The organism is Chryseobacterium pennae, from assembly GCF_003385515.1.
Lineage (GTDB): Bacteria > Bacteroidota > Bacteroidia > Flavobacteriales > Weeksellaceae > Chryseobacterium > Chryseobacterium pennae.
The window spans coordinates 107,263-123,656 of the sequence record NZ_QNVT01000002.1; the positions used below are offsets into that span (position 1 = coordinate 107,263).

Below are 16,394 nucleotides of genomic sequence, written 5' to 3' on the forward strand. Positions count from 1 at the left end.
TAAAATTATCTAAAGATTATTAAATAAGAAAAATGAAGAATATTATTTCAAAAGTTATATTGGGAAGTTTTGTGGTAGGTGCAGTAGGTATGGCCAATGCTCAGAAAATAGACGCAAAAGCTAAAAAGATATTGGATGACATTACAGCCAATTACAATTCTAAAAAGAATTCTTACTTCAAATTTTCTTTTGGAACAGGACTTAACGGACAGGTTAACAAAACAGAGCCTGGTATCTACTATACTGCAGGAGATAAATATAAGCTGAAGATCATGGATACAGAACAGATCTTCGATGGAAATAAAATCTACAACATCAATGCTGATGATATGGAAGTAACCATCGCAAAACCTAACGGAAGTACGACCATGTTCTCCCCTATTAATTATCTTACGACCTACAGAAACGAATACAACGTCACTTATAACGGTAAGAAGACAGTAAATGGTGTAAGTACAGATTTCATTAAACTCACTCCTGTAAAGGCAAACGGAATTCAATTTGTATATCTTTTTGTAGACTCTGCAAAAAAACAAATGGTAAAACTGGAACAGTATGGAAACAACAAAGATGTTGCAGTGATTGCTATTAAAGAGTACAAGGAAAACCAGAATCTGGATCCTAATATGTTTGTTTTTGATAAGAATAAGTTTAAAAATTATATAATTACAGAACTTTAAAAGCTGAATATCAAAAGGGTGAATCTACCTTTTCATAATTTCGCTTCAGAAAAAAAATAACAAAATATAAAAGCCGCAAGTTTGCGGCTTTTTGATTAATTTTGGCACATGTTAAAAATACTAGACAGATATATCATAAAAACCTTCTTTGGACCGTTTTTCTTTATATTCAGCGTATTGTTTTTCATTTTCATTGTAAACATTATCTGGGTTCAATTAGGACAGTTTATGGGAAAAGGATTGAGCTACTGGCAAATCCTTAAACTTCTTTTTTACCTTGGGGTAAACGTTATCAGTATGGTTCTTCCACTTACCATCCTTTTGGCGAGTATCATGTCATTCGGAGAATTTGGAGAACGCTATGAGCTGGCTGCCATGAAAGCCGCAGGAATTCCCCTTACCCGGGTAATGGCTCCTTTGCTGGGAATTACAACCATTCTTGCTATCATGCTGTTTTTTTTCTCCAATAACATTATTCCGGATTTTCAGAGAAAGGCCAAAAACATGCTTTTTAATATTGCTCAAACGAAGCCGGCCATCAACTTTACTCCCGGTCAGTTCATTGACCAGATCCCAGGATACATGGTAAAATTTGATAAGATCTATGGAGAGAATGGAGAAAATATTGAAGGAGTATTTGTTCACAAAAAAGCCAATACCTACGAAAACCAGCAATCTGTTGTAGCTGAAAAAGGAAAATTTGTTCCGGCTACCAATAAGAATTACCTGAAACTGATCCTTTACAACGGATATGTATTTGAAGATGCCTTTGCCGGAAAAGGTGAATTAGCAAGACTAAAGCAGCCTGATCAGGCCATCAAGTTTGATACATTAGTGAATCACTTTGACATCAGTGAACTCATCAATAAAGCAATCGAAAAGGAGCAGATTACGGACGATTACCGTTTCCAAACCTATAATGAGCTTAACTCAACCATTGCAACCAGTAAGAAAGAAAATGCGCTGTTCTTTAAAAATGTCGGAGGAGATGTATTAAACCAGACCAATACTGTGGTAGGTTATATGGATCAGGATAACAAACCTAAAGTAGCACCAAAATCGCAAATAAAACTGGATACAGTAAAAAGTGATAAAAAACTAGAACTGATCTATAATTCTTACAACAGGCTTGAAACCCTGAAATCCACACTGGAATCAAAAAAGAATGAATTCAGTACCAATGTGAAATACTTCAGTAAGATTGTTATTTACCAGCAGAGATACATTTCTTATTCGGTAACCTGTCTTATTTTCTTCCTGATTGGAGCAAGTTTAGGATCTATTATCCGAAAAGGGGGTATGGGTCTTCCGGTTATTATAGCTATTGTTATCTTTATCATTTTCTACGTCATCAACGTTGGAGTAGAAAACATGTCCTGGAGTGGTAAAATGAATCCTTATTTAGCAGCATGGCTTCCTAATTTCATTCTTCTTCCGTTTGGGATCTGGATGACCTTCAAAGCGCTTACAGATTCACAATTATTTGATGCAGAAAAATATAAAGCCCTGTTTAAACCAATTACAAAAAGATTCTCTAAAAGTAAAGAACATAAGAGATATCAATAATTTCAAAAAACAAAAATGCCCGGAAAATCCGGGCATTTTTGTTTTTTGAAAGACGGAAGAGAGAAGCAGGAGGCTGGAAGTTACTTACACACGTATAATTAAAACAAGCCGTAAAATACAACTATATAAAATTACTACAGTTAAGCTTTCTATTCCATTTCAAAAATACTCTTCTTCTCCTTTTTTATCTTGAAACAGGCTCCGGTTATCCGCAACCAATAACCACATCCAGAGTTCATATCATCAGCTTTCTTATCTAAAGTAAACTACAATCCCCTCCATCTTCCTGCTTCCTTACTATACCAAAAAGATTATATTTGCAAAAAATAAAACTATAATTACATGAGAAAAGTACTGGCCTTATGCCTGTTTGCATTGGTTTCCTTTAACGCTTACGCACAGGAAGACAACAATACGGATTATGAATTAAGAGGAGATGAAAAATATGGTTATATCATCGACAAAAACGGTAAAAAAATCGAAGGAATTGTAAGACTGAACGGAGATGCCATTTACCCCTGGAATAATCAGAAAAAAGTAAAATTCATTTCGGTTTCTGACATCGACAAATCCAAGAAAAAACAAAAATTCAAAACACTGGATACTGATGATATCAAAGAGTATGTTTCCATTGATGACAGCAATAATGAAAGACACTTTGAAAATATTAAGTATACCAATACCAAAGAAGGCTTCAATACTGCAACAGGAGGCTTAAGCGGCAATATCAAAGCCTTTAATAACCTTACAAAAAGCAATCAATTCGCTGAAATTGTAAAAGACGGGAAGATCAAGGTATATAAACTATACGGCTACCCTACTACTTTCTCAGCCGGAACCAGCCAGATGGTTGCAGCCGATGCGGAAACCAAGAGAATGAGGGAAAATCCGTCTTATATCTACAGTAAAAAAGGGGGAAAAATTGAAGAGTTTACTTTTGCCAAAGCTAAAATCATCATCGCAGACTGCAGCTATGCAAAAGGCAAAATGACCAGCAGCGCTTATACTTCTCTGAAGAATGATGAAAAGAAAAGATCCGGTCTGGGTAAACTGATCAAAAGCCAGATTGATGATGTGACATCAAACATTCCGCAAATTGTAGACGAGGTTATTACAGATTATAATGAAAACTGTAAATAAATCACCAGTAATATATAAGAAGAGACTCCGGTTTGGAGTCTCTTTTTTCTTTAAAACTGATATACAAAGGCGTTAATATTCATCCCGGCACCTACCGAAGCAAATAAAACAACATCATTCTTTTTAAGCTCATGCTGTTCCAATTCTCCTTTCAAAATCATGGCCAGTAAAGAAGGAATGGTTGCCACACTGCTATTACCCAGTTTATGAATCACCATAGGCATGATATTTTCAGGAACAGGAACATTATACAATTGATAAAATCTGCTCACAATGGCTTCATCCATTTTTTCATTGGCCTGATGAATAATAATTTTATCCAATTCATTGATTGAGTATCCACTATTATCCAGACACTTTTTCATTGCCTCAGGAACATTTACAAGTGCATATTCATATATTTTCCTCCCATCCATTTTAATATATCGGGTATCCGGACACTTCTCATTGTTATAAGATTTTCCAAAATATAAATAATCCTTTTCATTAAAAGTAAAAGATGCGGATAAATGAGATTTTATTCCAGATTCATCATCAGTATTAACTTCCAAAACAGCTGCTCCTGCACCGTCAGCATAAATCATACTATCTCTGTCATGAATATCCACAACACGGGAGAGTGTCTCCGCTCCAATTACCAGGCAACGCTTGGCAATACCTGCCTTAATAAATGCATTGGCTTGTATTACTCCCTCAATCCAACCGGGACATCCAAATAAAACATCATATGCAACACAGAAATTGTTTTTTATTCCCAATAAATGCTTCACCCGGGCAGCAAGGCTGGGTACCGTATCAGACTGGATCGTTCCAAAACGGACATCTCCAAAATTGTGGGCAAATATAATATAATCCAGTGTTTCAGGATCTATCCCTGCATTTTCTATAGCTGCCTGAGCTGCAATAAGTCCTAAATCTGAAGTTACTTGTGTACTATGTGCATATCTTCTTTCTTCAATGCCTGTGATTTTCTTTAATTTCTCTGTTATTGAAGCATTGTTTTCTTTTAATAAAGCTCCTTCTTCATTGAGAAAAATATGCTTGTCAAAAAATAAATTGGTTATCATTTCAGATGGGATATAGTTCCCCACGCCAATAATTCTGGTCATCATCTTTATGTTATTTATCCTGCTCTACAACTCCTCAGGAATAATTCGATAAATATAACGATAATACTTACTAATTAGTATAACAGACCTACTTAATATGATAAAATTTTCAATAATTTATCCGCAAAATTTCTAAAAAAAGCAAAAAAGAGGATTCCAAAACCGGAATCCTCTTTTTTTATTTTCAATAGCTGAAAATTATACTTTCATAATTTCAGCTTCTTTTGTTTTAAGATGCTCATCGCAAAGCTTTACATACTTATCTGTATACGTCTGGATTTCTTCTTCCACACCTTTCACAACATCTTCAGAAATACCTTCCAGTTTCTTAAGTTCTTTCAAACCGTCCTGTCTTGCATTCCTTATTGTTACTTTAGTATTCTCAGCTTCTACCTTAGCTTGTTTTGCTAATTCTTTTCTTCTTTCCTCCGTTAAAGGCGGTACATTAAGAATAATATTTTCTCCGTTATTAGAAGGTGCAAAACCTAGGTTTGAGTTAATGATCGCTTTTTCAATTGCATTGATTGCTGTTCTGTCCCAAGGTTGAATAGAGATGGTCATTGCATCTGGAACAGAAACATTGGCAACTTGGTTGATTGGAGTCATTGCTCCATAGTATTCAACCATTACATCCTGAACCATTGCTGTAGAAGCACGCCCTGCTCTAATTCTTTGAAATGCATGGTCAAGGTGCTTTACCGCTCCATCCATGTCATGTTTTACAGATTCTAATATTAGATCTAATTCTTCCATTATTATATTAAAGTTTGATAAATTGCACATTATGATAAATGATGATTGATAAAAGATAAATGACGAGTAATCGGTAATGAGCAATGAGTAATATTAACCTCTTTAGCTGTTATCGGCTACCTGTCATCTACTTGATTACAAATCAACTAAAGTACCTACGTTTTCTCCATCCACAATTTTTACTAAATTCCCATCTTTATTCATATCGAATACAATGATAGGCAACTTATTCTCGTGGCTCAAAGTAAAGGCAGTCATATCCATTACCTTAAGATTTTTCTCAAATACTTCATCGAAAGATAATGAATTATATTTTACTGCATCAGCATTTTTCTCAGGATCACTGTCGTAGATTCCGTCTACTCTTGTTCCTTTAAGAATTACATCTGCCCCAATTTCGATCGCTCTCAATGTTGCAGCAGTATCTGTTGTAAAATAAGGGTTTCCTGTACCTGCACCGAAGATCACTACTCTTCCTTTCTCAAGGTGTCTTACCGCTCTTCTTTTGATGAAAGGTTCAGCCACTTTATCCATTTCTATTGCAGACTGAAGTCTTGTTTTGATCCCGGCATCCTCTAATGCTCCCTGCAGTGCCATACCATTAATTACAGTGGCTAACATTCCCATGTAGTCTCCCTGTACTCTGTCCATTCCTTTTGCAGCACCTGCAACACCACGGAAAATATTTCCTCCTCCAATGACGATCGCTACTTCACAGCCCTTTTCAACTACTTTTTTAATCTCGGCAGCATATTCCTGCAGTCTTTCGTTGTCAATACCGTATTGTCTGTTCCCCATTAAGGCCTCACCGCTAAGTTTTAGAAGGATTCTTTTATATTTCATCTTTTATTTTTAATAAGCTATTTATTAGAGTGGGTTTCCCCAAAATTTGATTTTGCAAATATAATCATTAAAAATATTGGTAAAAGAAAAATATTTAATTAGAAATAATGTAAGAAATATTTTGAAAAGTACGAAAAAGGATTATTTTTGCATTAATTATAAATTGAGTTGAAGAAAATTATCATTTTTTCATTATTTCTATCAGGAATTGTTTCTTATGCGCAAACAGGAACAAATGTGTATCCGTTCTTAAATGTACCTGTATCTGCAAGACAGGCTGCCTTGGGTGGAGATGCAATTTCGATAAGAGATTATGATGTTTCCTTTGCTATTGCAAACCCGGCCCTGTTAAATAAAGATTCAGACAAGCAGCTTTCTGTAAATGCTACTGCTTATCTTGCCGACTCCAAATACGGAACCATTGCTTATGCCAAAGACTTTGAAAATGGACATATGGCCACCATCAATGCAAGGTATATGAGCTATGGAAGTATTCCCAGAACAGATGAAAGCGGTTTCCAGGATGGAGAATATAAAGCTTCGGATGTAGCTGTCGGTGCCGGATATGCTTACCAGTTTGAAGAAGACTGGACCATTGGCGGAGGATTAAACTTCGTTACCTCAAAAATAGACAACTATACTTCTTCCGCAATCTCAGGAACTGCCGGAATTACGTATCATAATAAAAAGAACAAAGAAGTTCTTTCCCTTGTACTGAGAAACTTCGGTTTCCAGCTTAAATCATTCAACGGTACCCGTGAAAATCTGCCATTCAGAGTAGATGTAGGATATACCAGAATATTAAAGAACTTCCCTCTTGCCATTACTATTACGGCACACGATCTTCAAGAGTTTAATATTTCATCTGAATATAATAAGGATGGTCAGAAAGTGAATGCAGGAAGAAAAATTGCCGATCACTTCTCTTTAGGAGCAGAATTATTCCCGGAAAAAAACTTTAATATCAGACTGGGATATAATGTGAGAAGAGGAAATGAGCTTGCTGTAGCAGATCAGAGAAACTTTTCAGGACTTTCGGGAGGGTTTGGAATCAAGATTTCAAAATTCCGTATAGATTATGCTCACGTAAGATATCACAACTCCTCGAACGTCAATCAGATAGGGATTTCCATGGACCTTTCCAGTCACAGAGGAGAATAAAAAAATTCATAAAACCCTCTTAAAATTTCTTATTAATTCTTGATTTTCTAAAAAAAATCTTGAAATTTGCAGTATGAAAAAACCTGTAATAGCTATCGATGGGTACTCGTCTACCGGAAAAAGTTCTATCTCCAAAATCATTGCTGATAAGCTAGGACTTATTCACATGGATACAGGAGCACTTTACAGAGGAGTTACCTGGTTTGCTCTGCAACACTGTCTGAATGAAAAAAGCGAAATTGACCTGAAAACTTTATTTTCATCTTTGGATCAGGTCCATCTTGAATTTAAAAATAACGACGGAACACTCATTCTTTACCTTAATAATACGGATATCTCTATGGAAATCCGAACTCATCAGGTTTCAGATAATGTAAGCCTGGTGGCCAAGCAAAAGGAAGTAAGAGATTTTTTATTGCAGTCTCAACGTTCTTTGGCAGAAAAAGGCGGTGTCATCATGGATGGACGTGACATAGGGACAGTAGTTCTGCCAAATGCGGACTATAAGTTCTTCCTTACTGCCAGCATTGATGAAAGAACCAACAGAAGATTTCTTGAACTAAAAGGCCTTGGAATAGAAGCTGATAAAGAACAGGTAAAACAAAACCTTATTGAAAGAGATAAAATCGACAGTGAGCGTGAAATAGCACCTTTGAAGCAGGCTGACGATGCCATCGTGATCGACAACTCTGAGCTTACTAAAGAAGAAACCATTGAGCTGATCCTTTCTTATATCAAAAAGATTTAACAATTTTTAATAGGCACAAAGCCTCCTTTGGTATACAAATTGCAAGTTTTACCAGTGTAAAAACTAATCTATTATTAACTATTAAAAAACTTAAAATGTCTAAAAACGGAAAAAATACAGCAGGTATATTGGCGGGACTTCTTGCAGGTGCTGCAGCAGGTGTAATCTTAGGAATGCTATATGCACCTGAAGAAGGAAAAGAAACCAGAAAAAAGATCAAAACCAAAGCAAATGATCTAAAAGATCAGGCAAAAGACAAATACGGAGAGGTTTCTGAAAAAGTGAAAGACCAATATGGCAATATTTCTTCTACTTTTAAAGAAACAGCAAACAACGTAGCACATACTATGAAAGATGGGTATGATAAATACAAAGATCAGATTGTTTCTAAAACTGCAGATGTAGTAAAAGATGTAGAAGCAGAACTGAATGATCTTAAATCATAAGTAATTTATCTTTTTTAAGTAAATTACAGAAAGGAACTTTTGTGCGAAAGTTCCTTTTTTTGTAACTTTAAAAAAAAACAATGATAGAAACTATTAAAGAATACGCCTCGAAGAGAATAGACCTTCTTAAAATAGAAGCTACAGAAAAATCTTCTCTTTCTGCCGGGCTCATTACCTACTTTGTAGTACTGCTTGTTGCTTTTGCTTTTTTTATTATCCTTTTCAATTTTGGAATCGCTTTTCTTATTGGTAAAGCATTGGATAATTACTCCTACGGATTCTTAATTGTTGCAGCATTCTATGCTGTAGTAATGGCTTTTGTCATTGCATTCAAAAACAAGATTGTGAATACTGTTGCAGACCAGGTTATTAAATTTTTAAATCATTCAAGCCATGAGTAGAAAATATGAAAGTATCGTAGAATTAAGAAGAAAGAAAAAACTGCTTCAAGGTGAAATTAATGATCTGGAAAATCTTCTTACTTTTAAAAATACAAAAGAGAGCCTTAGTGCATTTACCAATGGCTTAAGTGATCAGTATCTTCAGGAAAAAGTAGACGAAGACGGCGATGAAAAAGTTGTTCTGAGAAAGGATGTCATTGCTAAGCAGCTTACTTCAGAGGTTAAAGATCTTTTCATCAGTAAAAATACAGCTGTGGGACTTGCGAATACAGCCTTCAAGGGAAATATTGCAGACGGCATTATCAAGTTGGGCGTTACCGCTATCGTTGGTAACTACGCCAAAAAGAATATGAAAAGTTCTAATTGGAAGAATAAGCTGGTAGGAGCCGCATTGATCTACCTCGCTCCTATTGCTCTTAAATATGTAAGAAAAAAATTGGAAGTATATCAGAAAAATAAAAGTGTTTCCAGTATGGAACAATTAATATAAGAAATCAGGGCTTAGGATGCAGAAAATAATTTTCACTCCCTAAGCCCTGATTTTTTTGCTGTTCTTCTTTATTTCGAAAATAACTGTCCTAAAATAATCCCGGCAGCCATTGATACATTCAGGCTTTCTGTAGACTGGGATTTTCCAAACCTTGGAATACTGATACATTTCGGCAAAAGCTTTTCCGTTTCCGGTCTCATTCCGTTTCCTTCGTTGCCTAGAATCAGGTTGATTTTTTCAGGTTTTTCAAATGTATAGATGTTTTCGCCATCCATATCTGTTCCGATATTTACGTTTTCTGTCTTAGAAAGATATTCCACAAGATCTGTATAAACGATGTTTACTCTTGTAAAAGATCCCATCGTTGCCTGAATTACCTTTGGATTATAAAAATCCACTGTATCTTCACTACAGATAATCTGTTCTATTCCAAACCAGTCTGCCAACCGGATAATCGTTCCCAAATTACCGGGATCCTGAATCCCATCCAAAACCAATTGTACTTTCTTATCCGCCCAGGTTTCCTGTTGATCCAGATAGCACACGGCGACAGAATCTTTTGGGGTTTTAAGAAAGCTGATTTTTTTTAACTCATTTTCAGAGATATGAGTAATGGGGACATCAGTACGGTCCAATTTTTGTGGATCGGTTGATAATATTTCTTTAACTTTAAAGTTAGAATTGAAAAGTTCACAAATGATTTTATTACCTTCAACCAAAAACAAATTGTATTTTTGTCTGAACTTCTTTTTATCTAAAGATTGTAAAACTTTTATTGTATGAGCTGTAAGCATTATAAGAATTCTCCTCAAAAATATTATAAAATTATCTCATTTGCAACATTTGTTGGTCTCCTTTATGCGTGTAGTACCACAAAAAAAGTTCCGGATGGTGAATATCTGCTTACTAAGAACAACTTTGAGTTCGAGGATAAGAAAGAATTTTTTGATGAAGAATTAAAAGATTACGTTCAGCAGAAGCCCAATAAAAAGCAATTTCTTTTCATGCCGTTAGGTCTTATGTTTTATAACATGGCCAATCCAAAATACGATACGATCCTTAATGAATATATGACGTATCCCAGTGAAATGAGAGATCAGAAACTGAGAGACTCATTATTTATCAGGTATAATATGAAAAGCAGTGTCGGAAAAAACCTTTTCTTCGACCGTTTATTGCATAGCTGGGGTTCTCCGCCTGTCATTTTAGATCAGACCAGAAGCGAAAAAAGTATAGAATCTATTAAAAAAAGGCTTACGTACCGGGGCTTTTGGGATTCAGAAGTAAAATACAGACATGATATAGACTCAGCTTCCAAGAAAGCAGCAGTAAAGTATTTTATAAAACACAATGATCCTACCTATATTAAAGATTATTTTTTTAATATTCCTGATCAGGGGATAAAACAGGTCTATAACTATCATCTGAATAAAACCCTTATAAGATCAGGACAGATTCTTGATCAGACTGTTCTTGAAAAAGAGGTAACAAGAATTACAGACCTGATGAGAGAGTCCGGATATTATAAATTCAACAATACGAATGACGAGGTTTATTTTGTTGCAGATTCTTTAAAAAGTAAAAAACAGGTTCCTGTTACTCTGGAAATTCATAAAGATTCTTTAGATCGCCCTTATAAGAAAGCCACTTTTGGAAATATTGATGTTGCGATCGTAGATGAAGCCAGCGATTTTCCTAAGAATACCGTTAAAGACAGCTTAAGAAGAATAAGGTTCCATAAAATGAATGATAAATATAAAACATCATCATTATGGAAAACCATCATTGTAGACAGTAAGCAGCCTTATGATCAGCAAAAACTGGATGTGACTAAGAGAAATCTTATGACCATGAACAATTTCAGTATCGTAAAGGCAAGAGACTCTTTAAGACAGGGAGGTATCACTTCCCCTAATGACAGTATTGTAGATGTTTTATATATACTGAAACCGCTTCCTAAGTATGAGCTTAAAGTAGGAACAGATCTTAATTATTCTCAGATCCTGAATCTGGGAATCTCTCCTTCTGTGGACCTTACTACCCGAAATATTTTCAAAGGGGCAGAAAACCTTTCTACAAGTCTTTCCGGTACATTTGGATCTATTGCAAGTACAGAAAATAATGATAAGAGAGTATTGGCGTATGAAATATCTGCTCAGGCATCACTAAACTTTCCGAGATTACTATTACCATTTAATTATTATAAATTCATTCCCAAAAGATATACCCCTACTTCATCTATTTTGTTGGGAGCATCTATCCAGAATAATATTGGATTGGGAAGGGTTAACTTTAATACGGGATTAAATTATCAGGCCACAGTAAATGAACAGGTGTATCATAAACTTACCCTCTTCAATACCCAGATCAGTTTAACGAAAAATAAGAATGCTTATTATGATTATTTCGTTAATGATGGAGTGGTAAGGGACGAAATATTTAATGACTATTTTGCTAATTACCCCAACATTGGAACTGATTATAAATCAGGGAAACTTACAGGGGATGCTGTCACTGAAGAAATCCTTAATAATAAAGGATATCAGGATGGTCTTAATCAACAGGGTCAGGATCTCTTTACAACATTCAGAGGAACTCTTATTAACAAAGAAAGACAGACGGAAGATGTCTTTATTTCTTCCATGATCTATAATTTTGTTTACAACGAAATTGGTAAAAAAGATTATCCTAATGCATTTTATTTTAATGGTAAAGTAGAACTTGGTGGTAATATTTTAAGCTTGTTCAATAAGAAAAGTAATGATGGAGGACTGGTTACAGCACCTCAGAAAACCATCTTTGGAATTCCTTATGCCCAATTCGTAAAATTCGATATCGACACAAGAAAATATTTTAAATTCAATGGTAACCAGACGTTAGTTCTTCGACAGTTTATTGGAGTGGGTATTCCATATGGAAACTCTAAAGATATGCCTATTATCAAGTCTTATTTCAATGGTGGTTCCAATGATATCAGAGCCTGGGTAGCATTCGGAGGATTAGGTCCTGCTGACTCTCAGGTGGACGAAAGAGTACGTGCATACATGACCAATGATGTAAAACTGACAACCAATATAGAATACAGAATTCCATTTAATAACATGTATGAAGGAGCCATTTTTACAGATATAGGAAATACCTGGAGCCTTCGAAATCACAATGATGCTCATGAGGATCAGTTTAAATTCAATAAATTCCTGAGCCAAATGGGTATTGGTAGTGGATTCGGGATAAGAGTAAATGTAGCCTATATTACTTTGAGAATAGACCTTGCCTATAAGATCTTTGATCCAAACAAACCCGAAGGAGACCGTTGGAGATTCAAAACACTGCAGCCTTTCAAACCTACTGTTAACTTTGCCTTCGGATATCCTTTCTAATCCGGAGAAACTCCAAGAATAAAATATACTACAGCAATAACACGGGCGAGGACTTCCCTCGCCTGATTTCTGTAGAAACTTTCAGGCTTCGTTACATCCTGTGCATCAAACCCCAAAGCATTCATATCATTATTTCTTGCAAAAAATAAGGCCCGAAGATTATGGTATCCCTGGGAAACAATAATGACGTTTTTCTTCTTATAAACGTCTTTACAGCGAAGAATACTTTTATAGGTATTAAAGCCTTTCGGATCTTCAATAATAATATCTCCAGGAACTCCCTCCTGGTAGACCAGATAATTCTTCATGGCAGCAGGCTCATTATAACCTTTACTTTTTTCACCGCTTACAATAATTTTCTTGATCTTTCCATGATGGTAAAGAAGAGCTGCTGCATCCATCCTTTTCGTAAAATACGGGTTGGAAAGACCTGATCTCATCTTTGGAGAGGTTCCCAATACCAATGCAATTTCTCTTGGTGGGATTTTTGAAATTTTGGTATAAGTACGGCCATTGGTGAGTCCGAAAACCCACACATTACAGAAGCATATCATTAAAATCCCCAATTCTAATGATACAAATCCCAGGTTAAATATGTTCCTAATAATTCTCAACTAAGATCAAAGTTAAGCTTTATTTTTTTACTTTTCACTATTGACATGCAAGCTAATATATGCCCCTGCCCTTCTTCTTTTTCGGTAAGATATTCATTTTCCAGCAGTTCCACTTCTCCTTCATCCAAAGAACATTCACAACTTCCGCAGATTCCGGATTTGCATGAGTAAGGAACCGGGAATTTCTGAAACAAAAGTTGCTGCAGAATTCTATCCTTATTATCAGTAAGTTGGGTTGTATATTTTTTTCCGAGCATCGTAAATTCTACCTCTATATTTTCAATAAGTGGAAATTCTTTTTCTACAGGATAAATATCATCATTATATTCTTCAAAAAGCTCAAAATGAATATTTCTTTTTGGAATTCCGTGATGATAGCAGGCGTTTGCCAACGTTTTAATCATTTCCCCTTTTCCACAGATCAGAACTTCGTCTACAGCATCCCAAATTGTAGATTCTTCATCTGTATCATCCAGGTGAAGGATCTGATTGATAATTAAGTTTAATTTCTTTTCATCTAATCTGCCATAGAAAAACTGATCAGCTGTTTTCTCCTGAGAAAAGAAGTAAAAAATCTGAAGTCTGTCTCCACAGGTTCTGGCAAGATTATCCAACTGATCTCTGTAGATGAGATCATCTGAACTTTTATTTCCAAAGAATAAAAACAGTCTTGTTCTTGGTTCGTTATGAAGGATGTTCTTAAAATGACTTAAAATAGGAGTAATTCCAATACCGGCAGCAAAAGCAACTATAGTTCTGAATTCGCTGGGCTTAGATACTATAGTAAATCTGCCTGCGGGTTCACTTATCATTAATTCATCCCCTTCCCCATAGTTTTGAAACAGCTGAGAAGTAGCTCCATCAGGAGAATTAACCTTTATTCCCAAACATATTTTCCCTTCATAAGGAGCCGAAGTCATTGAATAATCATTAATAACTTCTTTTCCATGTGATAGGAATTTTACACTAACGAACTGCCCGGCATCAAACTTGAAATTTTCTTTCAGATTCTCCGGAATATCGATCTCCAGAGAAAAAGTATTTTTGGTCAGCTCTACCTTTTTCGCTATTTTTAACGGATGAAACTGTATCAGTTTCCCTTTATAGATTTGTTGTTCCATACTTCAATTCAAAAATAGATAAAAAATAATTTATGAAGAAGATAATTTTATCCACGTTGATCCTGACAGCTCTTTACAGCTGTAAAAAAGAAACTTCAAAAGCTGAAGACAACACTCCTGTTACGGATTCAGTTACTGTAACTCCAAACACAGCAGATCAGGTAAGTACGTATATTCCCAAAGAACTTTCTCCTGAAAATGTAGGTCAGCATTTAGCTAAAAATAATGACACTTTATATGTTACCAATTTCTTTGCAACATGGTGTGGTCCTTGTATCAGAGAAATTCCAAGTTTTAAAAATAAAATGGAGGAATTAAAAGACAAGCCTGTAAAATTCACCTTTGTAAACCTTGATGACAAAGCAGAATGGGATACTGCAGTGAAAGATTTTGTAGTAGAACATAATCTTGGAGCCAATGTTATTCTGCTGGATGGACAAAAATTAGATCCGAATTTCTTCTCCAAAAACTTTAAACAATGGGATGGTGGTTCAATTCCTTTTACCTTTATGAGAAAAGGAAGTCAAACGGATGAATACCTTGGTATGATGACCGAAGAAGTATTGAACTCTAAAATCAATGCTTTTCTAAAATAAAATATACATCTTTCTGAATCATGTCAAAAAGATTTAAGATCCTGTGTTTATTGTTAACTATTGCAATCATTGGAGGCGCAATTATTAATCTGAACACAGGATTTTTAAGCTTAAGCCTTCAGGATTTCTTTCAGGATTCTGCCCAAAGTCAAATTGCTGAAATTCGTATTAACAGAGTTTTTGTTATGCTATTGGCTGGAATTTCAATTCCTACCTCCGGATTTCTGATGCAGGAATATTTTCAAAATCCATTAGCCGGACCTGATATTCTGGGCATCACCTCTGTAGCCAGCCTATCAGTGGCATTTTATATTTTCTTCTCTCATAATATTCTGCTTCCTGAATTTCTGCAAAACAGTTTTCTTAGTCTATCAGCTATTGGAGGAAGTTTGTTATTGATGCTCGTTCTGTTATCCATGTCCAATAAATTTCAGGATAAATCTTACCTGATTATTTTCGGATTTCTGGTATCTGCTTTTGCCGGAGCCATCGTTTCCCTGTTACAGTTTTATGCAGAGAATCAAAGTCTGAAAAACTATATTTTATGGTCTTTCGGAGCTAATAATATGGTAACGAGGAATCAGATCTATGTTTTATCAGCTTTAGTATTGATAGGATTATTTTTCTGTTTTAAATCTATAAAACCATTAATTGGAAATTCATTGGGAACTTCATATGCACAAAGTTTAGGAGTTAATCTGAAGCATTTAAAACTTCTAATCATCGTAGCCTCTTCCCTACTTTCTGCCTCTATTACTGCTTTTTTAGGGCCAATTCTTTTTATTGGGATAATTGTTCCTCACTTTTGCCGATTGATTTACAACCCTGCAAAATTATGGCAGCAATGGATCTTGAATATGTTTCTGGGAATGTTGGTTATGCTGATCTTCTCTGTGATTGCAGAAAAAACCCAAATCCCTTTGAATGTGATAAGTTCTGTTTTTGGAATTCCTGTGGTTTTACTCATGCTTTTGAAGCAGAATAAAGTGTGATTTTTGTTGGGAAACGCGAAGACGCAAATTTTTCTATCTGTACATAGCTTTAAATCGCTCGGAGATGTTTACGAATAATTTCATACCTTTCTAAATATTTATTAATAATGGTAAAATTTTTCACTTTATGTCATTTCCATAGGAATCTAAACTACACTTTGGAGAGATACTTTTAGCATGACGAAAATAGGCTGAAAAACAAACTCAGTTATTAAATCCCCAATAGTAATTCAAACTATGAAAATTAGAATATCCCAAAAACAATTGATTATTGCACACATAGCTTTGTTTGCAATAAGTTTTGCTTTTTTGGAGTATTCTAAAATGTTCAGAATGAATGAAGAATTACATTGG

At 35.1% G+C, this 16,394-nt stretch carries 17 protein-coding genes; 11 read left to right on the plus strand and 6 right to left on the minus strand.

The window, feature by feature from the left end; translation table 11 throughout:
• The first annotated feature begins 32 nt into the window (after window positions 1-32).
• The 3 genes from DRF65_RS03025 (at window position 33) to DRF65_RS03035 (ending at window position 3,386) form a co-directional block, all read left to right on the plus strand.
• Window positions 33-680 (plus strand): LolA family protein, encoded by a 648-nt coding sequence (locus DRF65_RS03025; protein ID WP_115968781.1) that lies wholly within the window; start codon window positions 33-35, stop codon window positions 678-680.
• 108 nt (window positions 681-788) lie between these two features.
• Window positions 789-2,246 (plus strand): LptF/LptG family permease, encoded by a 1,458-nt coding sequence (locus DRF65_RS03030; protein WP_115968782.1) that lies wholly within the window; start codon window positions 789-791, stop codon window positions 2,244-2,246.
• Window positions 2,247-2,588: 342 nt separating this feature from the next.
• Window positions 2,589-3,386: a hypothetical protein gene (locus DRF65_RS03035; RefSeq protein WP_115968783.1), complete on the plus strand. Its 798-nt coding sequence runs from the start codon at window positions 2,589-2,591 to the stop codon at window positions 3,384-3,386.
• Between the two features lie 50 nt (window positions 3,387-3,436).
• Here the strand turns inward: DRF65_RS03035 and DRF65_RS03040 are convergent, their stop codons facing one another.
• From DRF65_RS03040 to pyrH, 3 genes are all read right to left on the minus strand, one after another.
• The gene (locus tag DRF65_RS03040; RefSeq protein ID WP_115968784.1) at window positions 3,437-4,498 is read right to left on the minus strand and encodes a 3-oxoacyl-ACP synthase III family protein; all 1,062 of its coding nucleotides are present in this window, start codon (window positions 4,496-4,498) and stop codon (window positions 3,437-3,439) included.
• A gap of 195 nt (window positions 4,499-4,693) precedes the next feature.
• Window positions 4,694-5,248 carry a ribosome recycling factor gene (gene frr, locus DRF65_RS03045; RefSeq protein ID WP_115968785.1) on the minus strand — a complete coding sequence of 185 codons (555 nt, stop codon included), beginning with the start codon at window positions 5,246-5,248 and terminating at the stop codon, window positions 4,694-4,696.
• 135 nt (window positions 5,249-5,383) lie between these two features.
• Window positions 5,384-6,091, minus strand: coding sequence for a UMP kinase (gene pyrH / locus DRF65_RS03050; RefSeq protein ID WP_045496358.1), 708 nt, complete (start codon window positions 6,089-6,091; stop codon window positions 5,384-5,386).
• Window positions 6,092-6,259: 168 nt separating this feature from the next.
• Between pyrH and porQ the strand changes: the two genes are divergently transcribed.
• The 5 genes from porQ (at window position 6,260) to DRF65_RS03075 (ending at window position 9,337) form a co-directional block, all read left to right on the plus strand.
• Complete coding sequence (porQ, locus tag DRF65_RS03055; protein ID WP_115968786.1) at window positions 6,260-7,252, plus strand: type IX secretion system protein PorQ; 993 nt, start codon at window positions 6,260-6,262, stop codon at window positions 7,250-7,252.
• Window positions 7,253-7,325: 73 nt separating this feature from the next.
• On the plus strand, window positions 7,326-8,000 hold the full coding sequence (cmk, locus tag DRF65_RS03060) for a (d)CMP kinase (RefSeq protein ID WP_115968787.1): 675 nt from the start codon (window positions 7,326-7,328) through the stop codon (window positions 7,998-8,000).
• A 95-nt stretch (window positions 8,001-8,095) separates the two neighbouring features.
• Window positions 8,096-8,446 (plus strand): YtxH domain-containing protein, encoded by a 351-nt coding sequence (locus DRF65_RS03065; protein WP_115968788.1) that lies wholly within the window; start codon window positions 8,096-8,098, stop codon window positions 8,444-8,446.
• Window positions 8,447-8,526: 80 nt separating this feature from the next.
• Window positions 8,527-8,847, plus strand: coding sequence for a phage holin family protein (locus DRF65_RS03070; protein ID WP_045496351.1), 321 nt, complete (start codon window positions 8,527-8,529; stop codon window positions 8,845-8,847).
• The gene (locus tag DRF65_RS03075) at window positions 8,840-9,337 is read left to right on the plus strand and encodes a phosphoribosyl-ATP pyrophosphatase (protein WP_115968789.1); all 498 of its coding nucleotides are present in this window, start codon (window positions 8,840-8,842) and stop codon (window positions 9,335-9,337) included. Before DRF65_RS03070 ends, DRF65_RS03075 begins: the two co-directional genes overlap by 8 nt.
• Window positions 9,338-9,405: 68 nt before the next feature.
• On the opposite strand, the gene DRF65_RS03080 is transcribed toward DRF65_RS03075, so the two are convergent.
• The gene (locus tag DRF65_RS03080) at window positions 9,406-10,131 is read right to left on the minus strand and encodes a TrmH family RNA methyltransferase (protein ID WP_115968790.1); all 726 of its coding nucleotides are present in this window, start codon (window positions 10,129-10,131) and stop codon (window positions 9,406-9,408) included.
• Here DRF65_RS03080 and tamL point away from each other — a divergent pair.
• Entirely contained in the window at window positions 10,117-12,717 is a 2,601-nt protein-coding gene (tamL, locus tag DRF65_RS03085; RefSeq protein ID WP_115968791.1) for a translocation and assembly module lipoprotein TamL, read from the plus strand. The genes DRF65_RS03080 and tamL overlap by 15 nt on opposite strands.
• Here tamL and DRF65_RS03090 read toward each other — a convergent pair.
• Entirely contained in the window at window positions 12,714-13,271 is a 558-nt protein-coding gene (locus DRF65_RS03090; protein ID WP_394337811.1) for a SanA/YdcF family protein, read from the minus strand. The genes tamL and DRF65_RS03090 overlap by 4 nt on opposite strands.
• Window positions 13,272-13,327: 56 nt before the next feature.
• The gene (locus DRF65_RS03095; protein WP_115968793.1) at window positions 13,328-14,452 is read right to left on the minus strand and encodes a ferredoxin--NADP reductase; all 1,125 of its coding nucleotides are present in this window, start codon (window positions 14,450-14,452) and stop codon (window positions 13,328-13,330) included.
• Between the two features lie 32 nt (window positions 14,453-14,484).
• Here DRF65_RS03095 and DRF65_RS03100 point away from each other — a divergent pair, with 32 nt between their 5' ends.
• Both DRF65_RS03100 and DRF65_RS03105 read left to right on the plus strand, forming a co-directional pair.
• On the plus strand, window positions 14,485-15,048 hold the full coding sequence (locus tag DRF65_RS03100; protein WP_115968794.1) for a TlpA family protein disulfide reductase: 564 nt from the start codon (window positions 14,485-14,487) through the stop codon (window positions 15,046-15,048).
• 20 nt (window positions 15,049-15,068) lie between these two features.
• Window positions 15,069-16,040 (plus strand): iron ABC transporter permease, encoded by a 972-nt coding sequence (locus DRF65_RS03105; RefSeq protein WP_185148449.1) that lies wholly within the window; start codon window positions 15,069-15,071, stop codon window positions 16,038-16,040.
• Window positions 16,041-16,394 lie beyond the last annotated feature (354 nt).